Consider the following 16457-nt stretch of genomic DNA (forward strand, 5'->3'; position numbering starts at 1 on the left):
TCAGGTCTCGTTGATCCTGCCGAACGGGATGTGCACGCTCGGCGTGGTCCGGGACGTGCTCTGCAGGTGCGTCACCTGGTCGTCGAAGAAGATGTGCGGTCTGAGTACGGTCATGACCGCGCTCTTGTCGATGCCGCCGAGGAAGAAGGCGCCGTTGACGGTGACGCCCCACTGCTTCAGGCTCCGCACGGCCCGCTCGTGGGCCGGTGCGGCGCGCGCGGTCACGATGGAGACGTGGATCCGGCTCGGGTGGTCCGGGTCGGTCCTGCGCCGCTCCTCCTCCCGGCGCTGTATCCGGTTCACACCGGCGAGGAAGTCTCGCAGCGGTCCCGGGTCGTGCGGGGTCGCCGCGTTGCGGGTCTCGTGCGCGCGGAACTCCTCCAGGCCGCCGGACTGGTACACCTGCTCGGCGGCATCGCTGGCGAGCACCCCGTCGAAGTCGAACGCGATCCGCAGTTCCGGGTCGTCCAGGTCGTCCGCGTACGACGATCCGAGCACATGCCCGGCCGGCAGGCCGGCCGCGACCGCCTCGCGTACGTCGTCACCGTTCGCGGACAGGAACAGGGACATGTTCAGCGCGGTCATGAACGCGTACGGCGACCTGCCCTGCATGAACACGGCCCGGCTGACCGGCAGTTCATGGGCCTCGATCGAGCGCATGACCCTGAGGCCGGTGTCGGGGTCGTTGCGGGAGAGGATGATGACCTCGACGAGCGGGTCTCCCGGCTCGCCGAGGTCGTTCAGCGACAGCAGCCTGCGGATGAACGCGAACGCGACCCCGGGGCGGAGCGTGTTGTCCACGTTCTCCTCCTGGTGGGCCCGGTAGGCTTCCTCGCCCTGCTCGCGGAAGACGGCGTCCGACTCGCGCAGGTCGAACAGGGCGCTGGAGGCGACACCGACGACGAGCCGGTTCGCGAGGTCGTAGGACGGCATGTCCTCCATCTTCACACCGGGCACGGCATACGCGTTCACACCGACCGCTGGTAGGAGCGGAAGGTGCGGATGGACAGCCACACCGCCGCGATCGCCGGCGCGAGCAGCGCGCCCCCGCGACCGAGGACCTCGCCCCACTCGGGATGCTCGGCCAGCGCCGAACGGCCGCCGGGCTCAGTCGCCCCGCACGCGCGCGTGCAGATGCATGTCGTGCCAGCCGTCGGCATGGAGCAGGGCGCTGCGCTTGGTGCCCTCGGCGGCGAAACCGGCCTTGACGGCCACGCGGCAGGAGGCCTCGTTGGCGGTGGCGTGCGAGAGTTCGAGGCGGTGCAGACCGATCTCCTCGAACGCCCAGCGGGACAGCGTGGCGGTGGACCGGACCGCGACACCCCGGCCACGCGCGCGTGCCACCGTCCAGTACGCGACCTCGGCGCAGCCGTCGCCGAGCGCGATCTCGCGCAGCGCGACCCGGCCGAGCAGTTCGCCGGTGTCCGCGTCCACGACGGCCCACTGGGCCTGGCGCTCTTCCTTCCAGCAGCTCTGCCACTGCGCGATCCAGCCGGCGACCTCCTCCTCGGAGTCGGCGGACCTGATGTGCCACTGGTGCATCAGCGGGTCCTGGAAGGCGGCGTACACGTCGGGCGCGTCCCTCGCCTGCCAGGGGCGCAGCAGCAGCCCGTCGCCGGTGGGAAGGCTGGGCTGGGGGACACGGGCGAGGGTGCCGGCCGGCACGACCGGGCTGTTGAGATACGGCATGATCGACATCCTGCCCCCCGCACGGCCGCCGGCCCACCGGTTTGCGCCTCGTACCCTTGACCCCGATGAGACGCCGTACGCCACTCCCGCCCGCCCCGCTCCCCCAGCGCGACGGGGTCGACCCCGTGCGGGTCCGGCTGCCGTACGGCGGGACGTGGGCCACCGTGCGGGAGCATCTGGTGGAGCGGCTGACGGGGGCCGGGCCCGGGATGATCGAGTCGATGTTCGACTCCGGGCTGATCGTCGGTGCCGATGGGCGCGCGGTGGCGCCGGACGCGCCGTACGAGCCGGGGATGTTCGTGTGGTTCCACCGCGAACTGTCCGCCGAGGTGCCGGTGCCGTTCCCCGTGCACGTCCTCCATCGCGACGAGCACATCGTCGTCGCCGACAAGCCGCACTTCCTCGCCACGACCCCGCGCGGCAGCCATGTGGCCGAGACCGCGCTGGCCCGGCTGCGGTGCGAGCTGGACATCCCGACGCTGACCGCCGCGCACCGCCTGGACCGGCTGACGGCGGGGCTGGTGCTGTTCACCGTGCGGCCCGAGGAGCGCGGGGCGTATCAGACGCTGTTCCGGGACCGGCGGGTGCGCAAGGAGTACGAGGCGGTCGCGCCGTACGACCCCGCGCTGGCCCTGCCCCGGACCGTGCGCAGCCGGATCGTGAAGGAGCGCGGGGTGCTGGCGGCCCGGGAGGTAGAGGGGGAGCCGAACGCCGAGACCCATATCGAGGCGGCCGGGCACCGCGGCGGGCTGGCCCGGTACCGGCTCGTCCCGGCGACCGGGCAGACCCATCAGCTGCGGGTGCATCTCAACGCGCTCGGTGTGCCCGTCCTCGGCGACCCGCTCTATCCGGAGGTGACCGCCCCGGTGCCGGCCGGCGACTTCCGGCGTCCGCTGCAACTGCTCGCGCGGAGGCTGGAGTTCACCGATCCGGTCACCGGCGCGGAGCACACGTTCGTCAGCGGACGCGCGCTCCAGGCCTGGGAGTCGTACGAGGGCTGGGCGGCCCGGGGCTGAGCACTCCGGGGGAAGAGCCGCGACGGGCCGCCCTTGGGGCGCGGTTACTCCCCGCGCCACCAGTCCAGCAGCCGCCGCCAGACGCCCCGTCGGCGCGCCGCCGGCTGCGGAGCCGTGGGGTAGGGCTCGGGCACGAGGGGAGGGGGGGTGGTGGGGCGGGGCTCCATGGCCGCGGGCTGGTCGAGGTGCGCGGTGCCGGGCTGCCCGGTGCGCTGCGGCGGGACCGGCACGGGCCTCGGCAGCGCGTTGACGTCCTGCTGCGGCTTCGGCTCGAAGCGCACGGGCAGCGACACCAGATGCCGGGAGGCGATGGACGAACGCCAGGTCAACTCCTCCTCGGCACAGTCGAGCTGGATGTCGGACAGGCGGATCAGCAGGGCGTCGACGCCGACGTCGGCGATGGCGCGGCCGATGTCCTGGCCGGGGCACTCGTGCGGACCGCCGCCGAAGGCGAGATGGGAGCGGTTGCCCTGCATGCTCGCGGACAGGTCGGGGCGGATGCGCGGGTCGAGGTTGCCCGGCGCGGGTGCGAAGAGCAGGCCGTCGCCCTTGCGGATGCGCTGCCCGCCCAGCTCGGTGTCCTGCTTGGCGTAGTAGCCGAGGACGGTGCTGAACGGCGGCTCGTCCCACAGGGACTGCTCGATCGCCTCCGGCACGGTCATCTGCCCGCCGCTGAGCTGGGCGCGGAAACCCGGCTCGGTGAGGACCATGCGCAGCGCGTTGGAGAGGAGGTTCACGGTGGCCTCGTAGGCCGCGAAGAGGACGAGCCGCAGATGTTCGCGGACCTCGTCGTCGGTGAGCCCGGCCGGGTGGGTGACGAGGTGACTGGTGAAGTCCTCCTGGGGCCGGGCGCGGCGCCGGGTGGTGAGCCGGCTCAGCGCGTCCATGACGTAGGCATGGCTCTGGATGGCGGTCTCGGTGCCCTTCAGGGCGTCCCGGGCGGCCTGCACCATCCGGTCGTTGTACTCCTCGGGCATACCGAGGATCTCGCACATCACGGCCATCGGCAGATGCTCGGTGAACTGCGAGACCAGGTCGGCCCGGCCGCGTTCGCAGAAGCTGTTGACCAGGCCCTGGGTGTGGCGGCCGATGTGGCGGCGCAGCGTGCGGTGGTCGATGGTCTCCATGGCCGCGGTGACCGCCGCGCGCAGCCGCTGGTGCTCGTCGCCCTCGGCGTGCGAGCAGATCGGCTGCCAGGCGATGTGCGGCATCAGCGGGTGGTCGGGCTTGACCATGCCCTCGGTCAGCGGGCCCCAGATACGGCTGTCACGCGTGTACACGGAGGGGCTGCGCACCAGCTGCTGGTTCTCGGCGTGCCCGAGCACCACCCACATCGGTACGTCGTCGTGCAGCAGCACGGGTGCCACGGGGCCGTGCTGTTCCCGCAGCCGCTCGTAGAGGTCGCCCAGATCCTCCGCGTCGGGGCCGTAGAGCCGGTGCAGCCCGCCGGGGCCCAGGCGGTGCGCGGGGCAGCCCGGCGGAGGTCCGGGGGTGGGGTCTGTGTCGGTCAGGGACGGGGATTCAGACGTCACGGTGTCGCTCCGGAACGAAAGGGGGTGGGGGTCGGTCGGCCGGGGATCAGATCAGGGCGCGGGACAGGGCGATCGAGTGCAGGAAGCGCATCAGGGTCATCAGCACGTCCTTGCTGGAGGCCCGCCGGCGTACGTCGCACTCCATGATCGGGATCTCCGGGGTCAGGTCGAGCGCGGTGCGCAGTTCCTCCACGGGGTAACGGGGCGCGTCGGGGAAGGAGTTGACGGCGACGACGAAGGGCACGCCGCGCTCCTCCAGCCGGCCCATGACGTCGAAGCTGACCTCGAGACGCCGGGTGTCGACGAGGACGACCGCGCCGAGCGCGCCCTCGAACAGCCCGTTCCACAGGAACCAGAAGCGTTCCTGGCCGGGGGTGCCGAAGAGGTAGAGCACCAGCTTGTCGGTGATGCTGATGCGGCCGAAGTCCATGGCCACGGTGGTGGCCGTCTTGGACTCGGAACCGTAGTTGTCGTCCACGCCGATGCCGGCCTGGGTCATGGTCTCCTCGGTGGTCAGCGGTCTGATGTCGCTGACGGAACCGACCATGGTGGTCTTGCCGACGCCGAAGCCGCCCACGATCACGATCTTCACCGCGGTCTCGGCCGTGTGCGGCAGATGATCCTCGGTGCGTGGTCCGGGGATGGTGTCAGAGCCGTTGAAGTCCATGCATCACCGCTTCGAGGAGTGAACGGTCGGGGAGCGCCCGGCGGACGATCGGGGCGCGCACCTGCACCAGTTCGGCCGTGATCAGCTCGGTGATCAGGACGGTCATCGCGCTGAACGGCAGATTCAGGTAGGCCGAGAGCTCGGCCACGGACAGGGGGTTGGCACACAGCCGCAGGACGGCGGCCTGCTCCGGTGAGGCGGCCATGTGCGGCGCGTCGCGCGCCACGATCAACGTCACGAGGTCGAGCTCGGCGCGTGCGCCGTCCTCGGATCCGGCGACGGTGTACAGCCGTTCGGGATTCTTGGGCTCGGCCTCGCCGTCGGCCGGCCCCGGTGCCGGTGGCTGCGGGTGTGGAGGCGGTGGGGGCTTCGGCTCGCGCCGTTTGCGTCGTGGAGGAGTCATACGGTCTGCCCGTTCCGCCGGGGCGGACTGGTGAGGTGGGCTCCGATCCGGACGACCAGGTCGCGCATCATGCCGCTCATCCGGCCCGGTTCGCAGGTGACGTCGGCGAGTACGGCGAGGTAGGCGTTGTCGCCGGCGTTCATGAGGTAGAAGTAGCCGCCGTCGATCTCGAAGACGACGACCTGCATGTCGCCGGCGCCGGGGAGTTCCTTGATGATGGCGCCGGCCAGGCTCTGCACGCCCGCGCAGGCGGCGGCCACCCGGTCGGCGGCGTCGGGGTCGCCGCCGTAGCGGGCGATGCGCAGTCCGTCCGCGGAGAGGACCACGATCATCTCGATGCCCGGCACGCCGTCGTTGAGCTGCTTGAGCATCCAGTCGATGTTGCCTCGCTGCTGGATCACTTGAGGTCCCCCTCGTCGTCGGCCTCGGTGGTGCCCTCGACGGGCTCGTCCGCATAGTCGTTGAGCAGGTGCACGTACTTTTCCGGGTGCCTCGTGAAGTCGGTCAGCTCGGGCCCGGTGGCGCCCTCGGGCATGCCCTTGCGCAGGCCGTTCCAGAAGTCCTCGATCCCCTGGCCGAGCGGCCGCTCCATGAGCTTCTTGCGCACGGGGTCGATCTCGGGCTCCGGTTCCGGCTTGGGCTGCGACCAGATGGTGGGCCTGCCCTCGCGCTCGGCCTGCTCGATCTCGGCCTGCTCGGCGAAGCGCTGGCTGATCGGGGTCTTCATCCGGCTGCGGCGCTGCGGCAGGCCGCCCGCCGTCCACTCGGTGACCACCGGGACGTCGTCCTCCATGGAGATCCCGGCCGGGATCTTGGGACTGGTGGGGCGGCGCCGCTTCGGCGGGCGCTTGGGTCCCTCGACCGCGCCGAGCGCGGGAATGGGGGTGCCGGTGGCACCGATGCCGTGGGCGGCGCCGACACCGGGCTCGGTGGTCGTCATCACGCGCGGCACGACGAGGATCGCGCGGCAACCGCCGTAGGCGGAGGCCCGCAGCGAGACCTCCATGTCGAACATCTTGCACAGGCGGCCGACGACCGCGAGGCCGAGGCGCGGGTTGTCGCCGAGGTTGTGGGCGTCGTCGAGGTTCTTGGCGTCCTCGATCATCTTCTCGATGCGGGCGCGGGACTCCTCGGTGAGGCTGACCCCGGCGTCCTCGATCTCGATGACGATGCCGGTCTGCACCTCGGTGGCGGTGACGTGCACCTTGGCCGTGGGCGGCGAGTAGCGGGTGGCGTTGTCGAAGAGCTCGGCGGCGGCGTGGATGACCGGCTCGACGGAGGTGCCCTTGATGTTGATGTTGACGATGGAGTTCAGCTGGATGCGGCGGTACTCCAGGATGCGCGACATGGCACCGCGCAGCGTGCTGTAGAGGGAGACCGGCAGCGGCCACTGGCGGCCGGGACGACCACCGCCGAGGACGGAGATGGTGTCGGCGAGCCGGCCGATGAGCGAGGTGCCGTGGTCGATGCGCAGCAGGTCGTCGAAGACCTCGGGGTTGCGGCCGTGGTCCTCCTCCATCTCCCGCAGTTCGTTGGACTGCTGGTGGACGATCGCCTGGACGCGGCGGGCGACGCTCACGAACGACTGCTCGGTGGCGTCACGCATGATGATCTCGCGCTCGGCTCCGCGCATCGCGGCGCGGAACATCTCCCGGTAGGAGTCGGGCAGGCTGCGCAGTCCGGGGTCGACGTCGTAGCCGTTGACCATCACGTCCCGCAGCGGTTCTCCGGCCCGCAGCCGCAGATGGCCGTGCGGGATGATGTCGCTCGCGAAGCGCCCGATCAGTTCGTCGTGGGCGGCGAGCCGGTGCTCCAGATACGCGGTGTGACGGGCGTGCTCGGCCTGTTCCTCGCGGAGTCTGCGGCCACGGCGGGCGGCCTCCGCGCCTGTGACGAGGACCAGCAGCAGGGCCACGGCCCCGACCACGCCGACGACGATCCGGGCCGACGCCGGCCCCAGGGCGATGGCCGCACCGGTCGCGGCGACCATCAATATGGCCGGCGGCAACAGCACGCGAGCGTAAGGCCGTTCACGGCCACCGGGAGGCTTCTGAACACTCACCATGGATGCCTTCTGGGATGAATCGGCTGGGTGTCGGGGGAGCTTTTGCGGGGAAGGTTCATGGAACTGTCGGGATCTATCGCATGATTGGGAACAGGCGCACGAATTCACCTCAACTCGCTGCGCCGCGGGCGAGCTTAGTCCGACCGGATCATCGCCGTGTCATATTCAGCAAGCACCTGAAATCGCCCGTGCGACAGGAGTACGCTCGCTCCATTTGCACGCTCAGCACGTATTCGAACACGTTCGGTCACGGCGTACAGGCGTGCGAAAGTGACTCACCGTGATAGGCGAATGGGGGCCCGAAAGGGCCCCCAATGCAGTCGTCCGCTCCGGCGAACCGGAGATCACCCGACCGACGAGTAGGCGACGACTCCCCGCAGCAACTGGTCAACGGCCTTGCGCGCGGCCTTCGCCACGGTCGAGCCCTCGAAGGGGGCCGCCGCGGAGACCTGGCCCAGCACGTCGATGACCTGCTTGCACCAGCGCACGAAGTCTCCCGCGGGCATGTCCGCCTCGCGCAGCACCTCGTCGAGCCCCTTGCCCGAGGCCCACATGTACGCCGCCCAGGCGAAGCCGAGGTCCGGCTCACGCTGCCCGACGCCCTCGGTCTGGTTGATCCGGAACTCCTCCTCCAGAGCGTCCAGCCGGCCCCAGATCCGGACCATCTCACCGAGCGCCGCCTTGGCCTTGCCCGAGGGCAGCTTGGGCGCCATCGCATCGTCGCCGACCCGTGCCTCGTACACCAACGCCGAGACGCAGGCGGCGAGTTCGGCGGGGCTGAGCCCCTCCCAGACCCGCTCGCGCAGGCATTCGCTGGCCAGCAGGTCCAGTTCGCCGTACAGCCGGGCCAGGCGCTTGCCGTGTTCGGTGACCTCGTCGGCGCGCAGATAGTCCAGCTCGGTCAGCAGGGCCACGATCCGGTCGAAGGTCCGCGCGATGGTGTTCGTACGGCCCTCGATGCGGCGCTCCAGCTGCGAGGTGTCACGCAGCAGCCGGTGGTAGCGCTCGGCCCAACGGGCGTGGTCCTCACGGTCGTTGCAGCCGTGGCAGGGATGCGCGCGGATCGCGGTCCGCAGGCGGGCGATCTCGCGGTCGTCCGCGGCCTGCGAACGCTTCTTGCGGGCACGCTCCGGCGGGATGTGCCCGGCCTTGGTGCGCAGCGCGGAGGCGAGGTCCCTGCGGGACTGCGGCGAGCGCGGGTTGAAGGACTTCGGGATCCGCATCCGGTCCAGCGGCTCGACCGGCACCGGGAAGTCCATCGACGCCAGCCGCTTGACCTGACGTTCGGCGGTCAGCACCAGCGGGCGCGGGCCGTCGAGGTGGTCGAGGCCGCGGTGGCCGTTGGACCGGCCGGCGGGCAGGCCGGGGTCCAGCACCAGGGCCAGGCCGGCGTACTTGCCCGTGGGGACGTGGATGACGTCGCCCGGCCTGAGCCGCTCCAGGGCGCTGGCTGCCTCGGCGCGCCGCTGGTTGGCGCCCTGCCGGGCCAGCTCGGTCTCGCGGTCCTTCAGCTCGCGGCGCAGGCGCGCGTACTCCTCGAAGTCGCCGAGGTGGCAGGTCATGGAGGCCTTGTAGCCGGCCAGGCCCTCCTCGTTGCGCTGCACCTGGCGGGAGATCCCGACGACCGACTTGTCGGCCTGGAACTGCGCGAAGGAGGTCTCCAGCAGCTCGCGCGAGCGGTGCCGGCCGAACTGCTCGACCAGGTTGACCGCCATGTTGTACGACGGCTTGAAGCTGGAGCGCAGCGGGTACGTGCGCGTGCCCGCGAGACCGGCCAGGTGCTCGGGGCTCATGCCGCGCTGCCACAGCACGACCGCATGGCCCTCGATGTCGATGCCCCGGCGGCCGGCGCGGCCGGTCAGCTGGGTGTACTCGCCCGGCGTGATGTCGGCGTGCTGCTCGCCGTTCCACTTGACGAGCTTCTCCAGCACCACCGAGCGGGCGGGCATGTTGATGCCGAGGGCGAGGGTCTCGGTCGCGAACACCGCCTTGACCAGGCCGCGGACGAACAGCTCCTCGACGACCTCCTTGAAGGTCGGCAGCATGCCCGCGTGGTGGGCGGCGATACCGCGCTCCAGGCCCTCCAGCCACTCGTAGTACCCAAGGACGTGCAGATCCTCCGGCGCGATGTGGGCGGTGCGCTCCTCGACCAGGGCGCGGACCTGTTCCCGCGCCTCCTCGTCGTTCAGCCGCAGGCCCGCGTACAGGCACTGCTGGACGGCTGCCTCGCATGCGGCGCGGCTGAAGATGAACGTGATGGCCGGGAGCAGGCCCTCGGAGTCCAGGCGCTCGATGACCTCGGGCCGGCCCGGTGTCCATACCCGCGAGCGCTGTCTGCGCTCCCGCTCCCGGTCGGCCTCGCGCATCGCACGGCCGCGTCTGCGGTCCTGGTACGACGGCCGGGTCGCCTCCATGCGGGCGAGGCGGGCGAGGTCGGGGTTGACGGCCTTCTTGTGGCCCTCGCCCTCCTCGAACAGGTCGTACATCCGCCGCCCGGCGAGGACGTGCTGGAACAGCGGCACGGGCCGGTGCTCGGAGACGATCACCTCGGTGTCGCCGCGGACCGTGTCCAGCCAGTCGCCGAACTCCTCGGCGTTGGAGACGGTCGCCGACAGTGACACCAGGGTCACCGACTCGGGCAGGTGGATGATCACCTCTTCCCAGACGGCGCCGCGGAAGCGGTCGGAGAGGTAGTGCACCTCGTCCATGACCACGTAGCCGAGGCCGAGGAGGCTCTGGGAGCCGGCGTAGAGCATGTTCCGCAGGACCTCGGTGGTCATCACTACCACCGGGGCGTCGGAGTTCACGCTGTTGTCGCCGGTGAGCAGGCCGACCTTGCCGGTGCCGTAGCGGCGGCACAGGTCGGCGTACTTCTGGTTCGACAGCGCCTTGATGGGTGTCGTGTAGAAGCACTTCTTGCCCTGCTGCAGGGCGAGGTGGACGGCGAACTCGCCCACGATCGTCTTGCCCGAGCCGGTGGGGGCGGCCACCAGTACGCCCTTTCCCTCCTCGAGTGCCTGGCAGGCCTCGATCTGGAAGGGGTCGAGGCCGAAGTCGTACATCTCGCGGAAGGACGCGAGCGCGGTGGCCTGCTCGGCTGCCCGCCTGCGGGCTGCCGCGTACCGCTCGGCCGGAGAGAGGTCCTCTGTCATCGTGCTTTCGAGCGTACCGGGCCCCACTGACAACAGGACGATCATTATCCGGAACGTGCGCTGATCGGCAAAGCCGGATGCCCCCGACCCTGGGGGCGGGGGCATCCGGCGCGGTTGTGGTGCGGCGGCTCAGGTCACGTCGTCGTAGCCGTTGACCCGGTCCGTGCCCGTCTGCTCGGGCAGCGCCCGGCTGGCCGCGACGGGCTCGATCTCGCCGATGTCCTCGGGGGTGAGGTCCAGCTCGGAGGCCTCGTCGTCGGCGGGGCCCTCCGCCTCGCGTCGGGCCCGGCGGCGGTCGTTGAGCAGCGAGAAGCCCACAGCGATGAAGAACAGTCCCCAGATCGGCGCCGCCAGCGCCAGCATCGTGCCCGGGTCGGGGCTGGGCGTGGCCACGGCCGCGAAGGCGGCGATGCCGACGATCATGCCGCGCCACCAGCCGAGCATCCGCCGGCCGGACAGGATGCCGGTGAGGTTGAGCATCACCAGCAGCAACGGCATCTCGAAGGCGAGGCCGAACACGACCACCATGCGCGTGACCAGGTCGAGGAGCTCGTCCAGCGGGAGCAGGTTCTCCGTACCGCTCGGCGTGAGGTCGACCAGGAACTTCGCCGTCACGGGCAGCACGTGGTAGGCGAGGTAGCCGCCGACCAGGAAGAGCGGGAAACCGAGACCGACGAACGCGTAGGCGTACTTCTTCTCGTGCCGGTGCAGGCCCGGTGCGACGAACGCCCACAGCTGGTAGAGCCAGACCGGCGCCGCCAGCACGACGCCGGCCGTCAGCGCGGTCTTCAGGGCCAGAGTGAACGGCCCCAGCAGACCGCTGACCGTGATGTGCGCGCAGTGGGCGTTCTTGGTCTTGACCAGCTGCCCGAAGGTCTGCCCGCAGCCGACCGAGTCGAGCACCGGCCGGGTGATGAAGTTGATGATGTCCTTGTAGAAGAAGGCCGAGATCACCGCGACAACGACGATCGCCAGGACGCCCTTCGCGAGCCGGTTGCGCAGCTCACGCAAGTGATCCGCGAGCGGCATCCGCCCCTCGGGATCCTTCTCCTTGTTGCGGGCAGACTTGGGCAACCCACATCCTCATCTCGTGCAGCGGACCGGATGCCCCGGTCCTCGCGTCAGCGCTGGGTCGTGTCCGTCGGCTCGTTGACCGGCCGGGAGCTGGTCACATCGCCGGGCGCGGCCTGGATCGTGCGCTGAGCCGGGGACTGCTCCTCGGCGGGCTGGGCAGAGGTGGCGGGCTGCTTGCCCTCGTCCTTCATCGCCTTGGCCTCGCTCTTGAGGATGCGCGCGGACTTGCCGAGCGAGCGCGCCATGTCCGGAAGCTTCTTCGAGCCGAACACGAGAACGATCACCAGAACCAGGAGCACCAGGTGCCACGGCTCAAGTGCGTTGCGGAACATAGTCTTCACCTTCTCACTGAGGCGGGGCGGCGGGCTGTGTCCGGCCGGTCGGACATGTGTCCGAGCATCGTGCTGGCAGCGATCGTAACGCCCGGGGGTGAACACAGGACAATCCCCGTGCGTACTACCGCTCCCTCTGCGGACCGCGCCTTGTCATCCGGGCCGCGATCACCAGCGTACCTGGACGGGCCGGTCGGGTGACAGGGCGAAGTGACCCAAAGCGCACGGTCCTGCGGGTATTACAGCGCGTCCACCGCAGAGGCCGCGCTGACCGCGGCCCGCTCCAGATCCTCGGCCGCCCTGCTGATCCGGCGCGCGGAGTCCGCGACCTGCTGCCCGAGACGCCGGGCCTCCAGGAAGACCCGGACGGCGAGCACCCCCAGCACCGCGAGACCCAGGAAACCCATCGCTACCGCGAACATCGGCCAGAACATGACGTCGAGACTAGACGGTGCTGTGCAGCCGCAGCGTGCGCACCCCGCCACCGGTGAGCAGCTCGACGATGCGCTCCCCGGCGGGCTTGCGGACGGCGGCCCCGCACTCGGGGCAGGTGAAGGAGTAGAACGTCGTCCGGCTGGTGGCGCCGATGGCCAGGCGCAGCGCGCTCGCGGCGAGCTCGAAGCGGCCCCGGCAGTCGGGACAGCCCGCCTTGAACACCACGGGGACCACTCTCCGCATCCCGGCGAAGGCGGCCGCCACCGTCATCTCACCCGCACGCTCGCTCACAGCCCTCGCTCCTTCTTCTGGTCGTGCAGCGATCGCCGGCTTCGCCCGCGACGCCGTCGTGGCTGCGCCCACGCGGCAAAGCCGCATGTCCGACACAGCTCTGCGCCCTCGGGGGCGCTGCCTCACTGCGACGCCGTGTCGTACGCCGCCAGCGCCTCCGCCGCCGCTCTGCGGGCGCTGTCGGCCAGCTCCGGTGGGGAGACGATCCGGCCGTCGCGGCCGAGGCGCAGTGCCAGGCGACGCAGGGAGGCCGGATCGGGGGTGCGCAAAGTGATACGGAGCCCGCCGTCGGGAAGCTCATCGGCGCTGTCGTGCGGGTAGTACTCGGCCACCCAGCGGCCTCCCGGGCCGACCTCGACCACCACCTCGGGGTCCTCGGCGGCCGGCTGCACCAGGGCCTCGGAGAGGTCGCGCAGCTCCACCTCGGGCGGCGCGGACGGCTCGTCCAGGATCCTGATCTCCGCGACCCGGTCGAGCCGGAAGGTGCGCCGGGCCTCGGAGCGGCGGCACCAGGCCTCCACATAGGTGTGGCCGACGCTGACCAGGCGGATCGGGTCGATCTCACGCTCGGTGACCTCGTCGCGGGCCGGGGAGTAGTAGCGGATCCACAGCCGGCGGCGCTCGGAGATCGCCCGGTCGACGTCGGCGAAGACCCCGCCCTCGGACTCGAAGGTCACCGACAGCCGGGCGCTGGCGCCGGCCGCCTCACCGGCGGCGGCCTCCACCTTGGCGGTGGCCCGCAGCAGCGCTTGACGGTCGCCCTCGCGCAGGCCCGGCAGGGTCGACACCGCGCGGGCGGCCACCAGCAGCGCGGTGGCCTCGTCGGCGGCCAGTCTGAGCGGCTCGGCCGCCTCCTCGCCGAGCGCCGCCGGGTTGTGCCACCAGATGCGCTCGCCGTCGGTGTCGATGTCCAGCAGATCACCGCCGCGGAAGCTGGTGCCGCACATGGGCAGCAGATCGAGGTCGGCGACCAGCTCGTCCTCGGTGATGCCGAAGGCACGCGCGACGTCCGCGATCCGGGCGCCGGGGCGCTCCCGGAGATAGGTCACCAGGGAGAGCATCCGCCGGGTCTGGTCGATGGCGTTCACGGGCCTGACCGGTTTGCCTGCCACAGTTCTGCTCCCCCTCAGCCCTTGGCCACGGCACGCAGCCGGTCCACCACGTCCGCGCGCAGCTCGGCCGGCTCCAGAACCACCACGTCCGGCCCGAACTCCACCAGCCAGGCGTCCAGGCCGTGCCCGTACGGAATCTCCAACTCGTCCCAGCCGTCGCCGAGTTCCCGCACCATGGTGGCCTTCGCCCGAAGGGGGTAACCGGCCCCGGAACGCAGCCGGATCAGCGCCGTACCGTCGGCGATCTCCCCCGCCCAGCTCGCCACCGTCTCGCGCACGGTGACGACATCGGGCACGGGCGCGGTGAAGCCCGTACCGCGCGAGCGGACCCGGCCGGTGATCCGGGACAGCCGGAAGACACGCTCGGCACCCCGGTCCCGGTCGAAACCGGCCAGGTACCAGTGCCCGCGCCAGCACTCCAGCGCCCACGGCTCCACATGCCGGGGCTCGGGGCGGGCCGCGGAGGCCTTGCGGTAGTCGAAGACGACCGGGCGGCGGTCCCGGCAGGCCAGCATCAGCGGCTCGAAGGCGGCCTCGTGCACCGGGATGCGCGGCTCCAGCGCGCCGTGCGCCTCGTACGGGTCGACGTCCTCGGGGAGGCCTGCGGCGCGCAGCTTCTGCAGGGCACCGCTGGCCGCGCCGGCGAGACGGGCCTGCTGCCACACCTTCGCGGCGAGACCGAGCGCCGCGGCCTCCTCGGCGTCCAGGGTGATGGGCGGCAGCCGGTTGCTGTCGCGGCGGGCTAGGTAGCCGACCTCGCCGTCGACGTTCTCCACGGTCGCGATGACCAGGCCCAGCTCGCGCAGATCGTCCTTGTCCCGCTCGAACATCCGGTTGAAGGAGTCGTCGGAGCCCGCCTCCAGGTAGGCCTCGATGGACTCCCGCAGCTCGCGCTTGCTGAGAGGCCGCCGTGTGCCGAGCAGACACAGCGCGAGGTTCATCAGCCGCTCGGCCTTGGCAATGGCCATCGACGCCCTTCGCCCTTCCTATGGTGCTTCCGACCGATGACCGTACCGCTCCCGGGTGCAGTGACAAAAGCCGAGGGCCCATGCCCGAACAGGCATGGGCCCCAGGTGATCGGAACCGGTCGGACACGACCGGTCGATCAGGTGTGGATCACGTGTGGATCACAGGGGACCGGGCGGGGATCAGACGCCCAGCAGGTCCACCACGAAGATCAGCGTCTCGCCGGGCTTGATCGCCGGGGTCGGGCTCTGGTTGCCGTAGGCGAGGTGGGCGGGGATGGTCAGCTGGCGACGGCCGCCGACCTTCATGCCCTGCACGCCCCGGTCCCAGCCCGCGATGACCCGGCCCGCACCCAGCGGGAAGCGGAACGGAGTGCCACGGTTCCAGCTGGCGTCGAACTCCTCGCCGGTGCTGAAGGCGACACCCACGTAGTGGACGGTGACGGTCTGACCCGCCTGCGCCACCGGCCCGTCGCCCTCCCAGATGTCCTTGATCTCGAGGTCCGCCGGGGGCTCGCCACCAGGGAAGTCGATCTCGGGCTTCTCGATGCTCACGTCAAAAGCTCCTGCTTGTGTACGACACGAAACGTGGACAGTCTTTCATCTCGGCAGCCCCGAAGCCCGCCACGGACCACCGGCGTCCCCACGGGCCACGGACACCACCGGCTACATCGCCGCGAGGATGTCCACCGTGTAGACGAGTGTGGAGTCCTTCTTGATGACCCCGCCGGGCGGAGTGGTGGCGTAGCCCAGCCCCGGCGGTACGACGACCAGCACGCGGCTGCCCACCTTCTTGCCGGTCAGGCCCTGCGCCAGGCCCGGGACCACCTGCTGGATCTGCGCCAGCGAGAACTGGCTCAGCCGCCCCGAGCCGTACGTCCGCTCGAAGGTCTTGCCGCTCTCCCAGACCAGCCCCTGGAACTGGCACAGGACCGTCTGGTCCGCCTTGAGCTCGGGGCCGTCGCCCTCCAGGACATAGGTGGACACGAGCTTCTTCGGCGGGTGCGGCTGCCGGATGGTGACCTTGGGAACCTTGCCGTCGGTGTTCGTGGCGACCTCCGGCAGCGCCGTGTCGGTCTGCGGGACCGGCTTGCCCTGGGAGGAGCTCTTGGAGTTGAAGACATCGATCAGGTCGACGACGAAGACCATCGTGTCGGTGCCCTTGATGCCCGCCTGCGGTTCACCCGACTTGCCGTAGCCCCAGGTGGGCGGCACCGCCATCAGGACACGGCTGCCGGCCTTCTTGCCCGCCAGCCCGTACCGCCAGCCGTCGATGCTGCTGCCCTGGGCGAGTTGAATGACCAGCGGGCTCTTGCGGTCGTAGGAGTTGTCGAAGACCTTGCCCGTGTTCCAGATCTGACCCAGATAGTTCGCCTGGACGAAGTCGTTCTCCGCGACCGTACGCCCACCGCCCGCGATCACCGTCTTCACCGTCAGGTTCTCCGACGGCTCGCCCGGCCCCTTGGCCACGGTCGGCTTCTCACCGAACTTGGTGCCCGCCGTGATCGCCGGCAACGGCCCGTCCACGATCTTCGGCGGAGGCACCGTGGACACCGACGGCGACGGCGAGACACTGGCCTTGCTGGAGCCGGACTTGCCGTCACCGCATCCGGCGAGCGTGACCAGTCCTGCGGGAACGGCGGCGAGGAGAAGTGAACGTCGGCGCACGGGAGAGCCTCGTAATCGATCGATCTTGCGGATGGCGTGCGCGCAACTCTACGACG

At 70.7% G+C, this 16457-nt stretch carries 17 protein-coding genes and 1 pseudogene; 1 reads left to right on the plus strand and 17 read right to left on the minus strand.

The genetic code is table 11. The features are described 5' to 3' along the window. The 3 genes and pseudogenes from ACFYOH_RS17170 to ACFYOH_RS17180 all read right to left on the minus strand — a co-directional run bounded on the left by ACFYOH_RS17170 (window position 1) and on the right by ACFYOH_RS17180 (window position 1689). Entirely contained in the window at window positions 1–933 is a 933-nt protein-coding gene (locus ACFYOH_RS17170) for a 5'-nucleotidase (RefSeq protein WP_388626617.1), read from the minus strand. A 35-nt stretch (window positions 934–968) separates the two neighbouring features. Next, window positions 969–1100, minus strand: a pseudogene (locus ACFYOH_RS17175) (ABC transporter permease); the annotation flags it as partial. A 7-nt stretch (window positions 1101–1107) separates the two neighbouring features. Beyond that, window positions 1108–1689 carry a GNAT family N-acetyltransferase gene (locus tag ACFYOH_RS17180; protein ID WP_388626350.1) on the minus strand — a complete coding sequence of 194 codons (582 nt, stop codon included), beginning with the start codon at window positions 1687–1689 and terminating at the stop codon, window positions 1108–1110. Between the two features lie 65 nt (window positions 1690–1754). On the opposite strand from ACFYOH_RS17180, the gene ACFYOH_RS17185 reads away from it, so the two are divergent. After that, the gene (locus ACFYOH_RS17185; protein WP_388626352.1) at window positions 1755–2705 is read left to right on the plus strand and encodes an RluA family pseudouridine synthase; all 951 of its coding nucleotides are present in this window, start codon (window positions 1755–1757) and stop codon (window positions 2703–2705) included. Window positions 2706–2749: 44 nt separating this feature from the next. Here the strand turns inward: ACFYOH_RS17185 and ACFYOH_RS17190 are convergent, their stop codons facing one another. From ACFYOH_RS17190 to ACFYOH_RS17255, 14 genes are all read right to left on the minus strand, one after another. Next, window positions 2750–4237 (minus strand): cytochrome P450, encoded by a 1488-nt coding sequence (locus ACFYOH_RS17190; RefSeq protein ID WP_388626354.1) that lies wholly within the window; start codon window positions 4235–4237, stop codon window positions 2750–2752. Between the two features lie 46 nt (window positions 4238–4283). Beyond that, entirely contained in the window at window positions 4284–4904 is a 621-nt protein-coding gene (locus ACFYOH_RS17195; RefSeq protein ID WP_388626355.1) for an ATP/GTP-binding protein, read from the minus strand. Further along, window positions 4885–5307: a DUF742 domain-containing protein gene (locus ACFYOH_RS17200; protein WP_388626356.1), complete on the minus strand. Its 423-nt coding sequence runs from the start codon at window positions 5305–5307 to the stop codon at window positions 4885–4887. The genes ACFYOH_RS17195 and ACFYOH_RS17200 overlap by 20 nt, the downstream gene beginning before the upstream one ends. Beyond that, window positions 5304–5708 (minus strand): roadblock/LC7 domain-containing protein, encoded by a 405-nt coding sequence (locus tag ACFYOH_RS17205; RefSeq protein ID WP_351242683.1) that lies wholly within the window; start codon window positions 5706–5708, stop codon window positions 5304–5306. Before ACFYOH_RS17205 ends, ACFYOH_RS17200 begins: the two co-directional genes overlap by 4 nt. After that, entirely contained in the window at window positions 5705–7372 is a 1668-nt protein-coding gene (locus ACFYOH_RS17210; protein WP_388626358.1) for a sensor histidine kinase, read from the minus strand. The genes ACFYOH_RS17205 and ACFYOH_RS17210 overlap by 4 nt, the downstream gene beginning before the upstream one ends. Before the next feature lie 344 nt (window positions 7373–7716). Then, window positions 7717–10569 carry a DEAD/DEAH box helicase gene (locus ACFYOH_RS17215; RefSeq protein ID WP_388626360.1) on the minus strand — a complete coding sequence of 951 codons (2853 nt, stop codon included), beginning with the start codon at window positions 10567–10569 and terminating at the stop codon, window positions 7717–7719. Window positions 10570–10653: 84 nt separating this feature from the next. Continuing rightward, entirely contained in the window at window positions 10654–11598 is a 945-nt protein-coding gene (tatC, locus tag ACFYOH_RS17220; protein ID WP_388626362.1) for a twin-arginine translocase subunit TatC, read from the minus strand. A gap of 47 nt (window positions 11599–11645) precedes the next feature. Further along, window positions 11646–11930: a Sec-independent protein translocase subunit TatA gene (gene tatA, locus ACFYOH_RS17225; RefSeq protein WP_388626364.1), complete on the minus strand. Its 285-nt coding sequence runs from the start codon at window positions 11928–11930 to the stop codon at window positions 11646–11648. 239 nt (window positions 11931–12169) lie between these two features. Beyond that, window positions 12170–12364 (minus strand): hypothetical protein, encoded by a 195-nt coding sequence (locus tag ACFYOH_RS17230; protein WP_388626366.1) that lies wholly within the window; start codon window positions 12362–12364, stop codon window positions 12170–12172. 10 nt (window positions 12365–12374) lie between these two features. Further along, complete coding sequence (locus ACFYOH_RS17235; protein WP_388626619.1) at window positions 12375–12635, minus strand: hypothetical protein; 261 nt, start codon at window positions 12633–12635, stop codon at window positions 12375–12377. 143 nt (window positions 12636–12778) lie between these two features. Next, on the minus strand, window positions 12779–13768 hold the full coding sequence (locus ACFYOH_RS17240; protein ID WP_388626368.1) for a helix-turn-helix transcriptional regulator: 990 nt from the start codon (window positions 13766–13768) through the stop codon (window positions 12779–12781). Between the two features lie 14 nt (window positions 13769–13782). Continuing rightward, a complete protein-coding gene (locus tag ACFYOH_RS17245) occupies window positions 13783–14736 on the minus strand; it encodes a helix-turn-helix transcriptional regulator (RefSeq protein ID WP_388626369.1) in 954 nt (317 codons plus the stop codon). Between the two features lie 180 nt (window positions 14737–14916). Then, window positions 14917–15288, minus strand: coding sequence for an FKBP-type peptidyl-prolyl cis-trans isomerase (locus ACFYOH_RS17250; protein WP_228618670.1), 372 nt, complete (start codon window positions 15286–15288; stop codon window positions 14917–14919). 111 nt (window positions 15289–15399) lie between these two features. Next, window positions 15400–16401: an FKBP-type peptidyl-prolyl cis-trans isomerase gene (locus ACFYOH_RS17255; RefSeq protein ID WP_388626371.1), complete on the minus strand. Its 1002-nt coding sequence runs from the start codon at window positions 16399–16401 to the stop codon at window positions 15400–15402. Between the last annotated feature and the right edge of the window lie 56 nt (window positions 16402–16457).

It is taken from the genome of Streptomyces sp. NPDC007856, from assembly GCF_042868225.1.
Classification (GTDB): Bacteria; Actinomycetota; Actinomycetes; order Streptomycetales; family Streptomycetaceae; genus Streptomyces.

Excerpts from the sequence above, each read along its gene's own strand:
- ACFYOH_RS17235 (WP_388626619.1), bottom strand. The coding sequence starts at position 12,635 with ATGACGGTGGCGGCCGCCTTCGCCGGGATGCGGAGAGTGGTCCCCGTG.
- ACFYOH_RS17195 (WP_388626355.1), bottom strand. The coding sequence starts at position 4,904 with ATGGACTTCAACGGCTCTGACACCATCCCCGGACCACGCACCGAGGAT.
- ACFYOH_RS17210 (WP_388626358.1), bottom strand. The coding sequence starts at position 7,372 with ATGGTGAGTGTTCAGAAGCCTCCCGGTGGCCGTGAACGGCCTTACGCT.
- tatA (WP_388626364.1), bottom strand. The coding sequence starts at position 11,930 with ATGTTCCGCAACGCACTTGAGCCGTGGCACCTGGTGCTCCTGGTTCTG.
- ACFYOH_RS17185 (WP_388626352.1), top strand. The coding sequence starts at position 1,755 with ATGAGACGCCGTACGCCACTCCCGCCCGCCCCGCTCCCCCAGCGCGAC.
- ACFYOH_RS17215 (WP_388626360.1), bottom strand. The coding sequence starts at position 10,569 with ATGATCGTCCTGTTGTCAGTGGGGCCCGGTACGCTCGAAAGCACGATG.
- ACFYOH_RS17230 (WP_388626366.1), bottom strand. The coding sequence starts at position 12,364 with ATGTTCTGGCCGATGTTCGCGGTAGCGATGGGTTTCCTGGGTCTCGCG.
- ACFYOH_RS17200 (WP_388626356.1), bottom strand. The coding sequence starts at position 5,307 with ATGACTCCTCCACGACGCAAACGGCGCGAGCCGAAGCCCCCACCGCCT.
- ACFYOH_RS17170 (WP_388626617.1), bottom strand. The coding sequence starts at position 933 with ATGCCGTCCTACGACCTCGCGAACCGGCTCGTCGTCGGTGTCGCCTCC.
- ACFYOH_RS17180 (WP_388626350.1), bottom strand. The coding sequence starts at position 1,689 with ATGCCGTATCTCAACAGCCCGGTCGTGCCGGCCGGCACCCTCGCCCGT.
- ACFYOH_RS17245 (WP_388626369.1), bottom strand. The coding sequence starts at position 14,736 with ATGGCCATTGCCAAGGCCGAGCGGCTGATGAACCTCGCGCTGTGTCTG.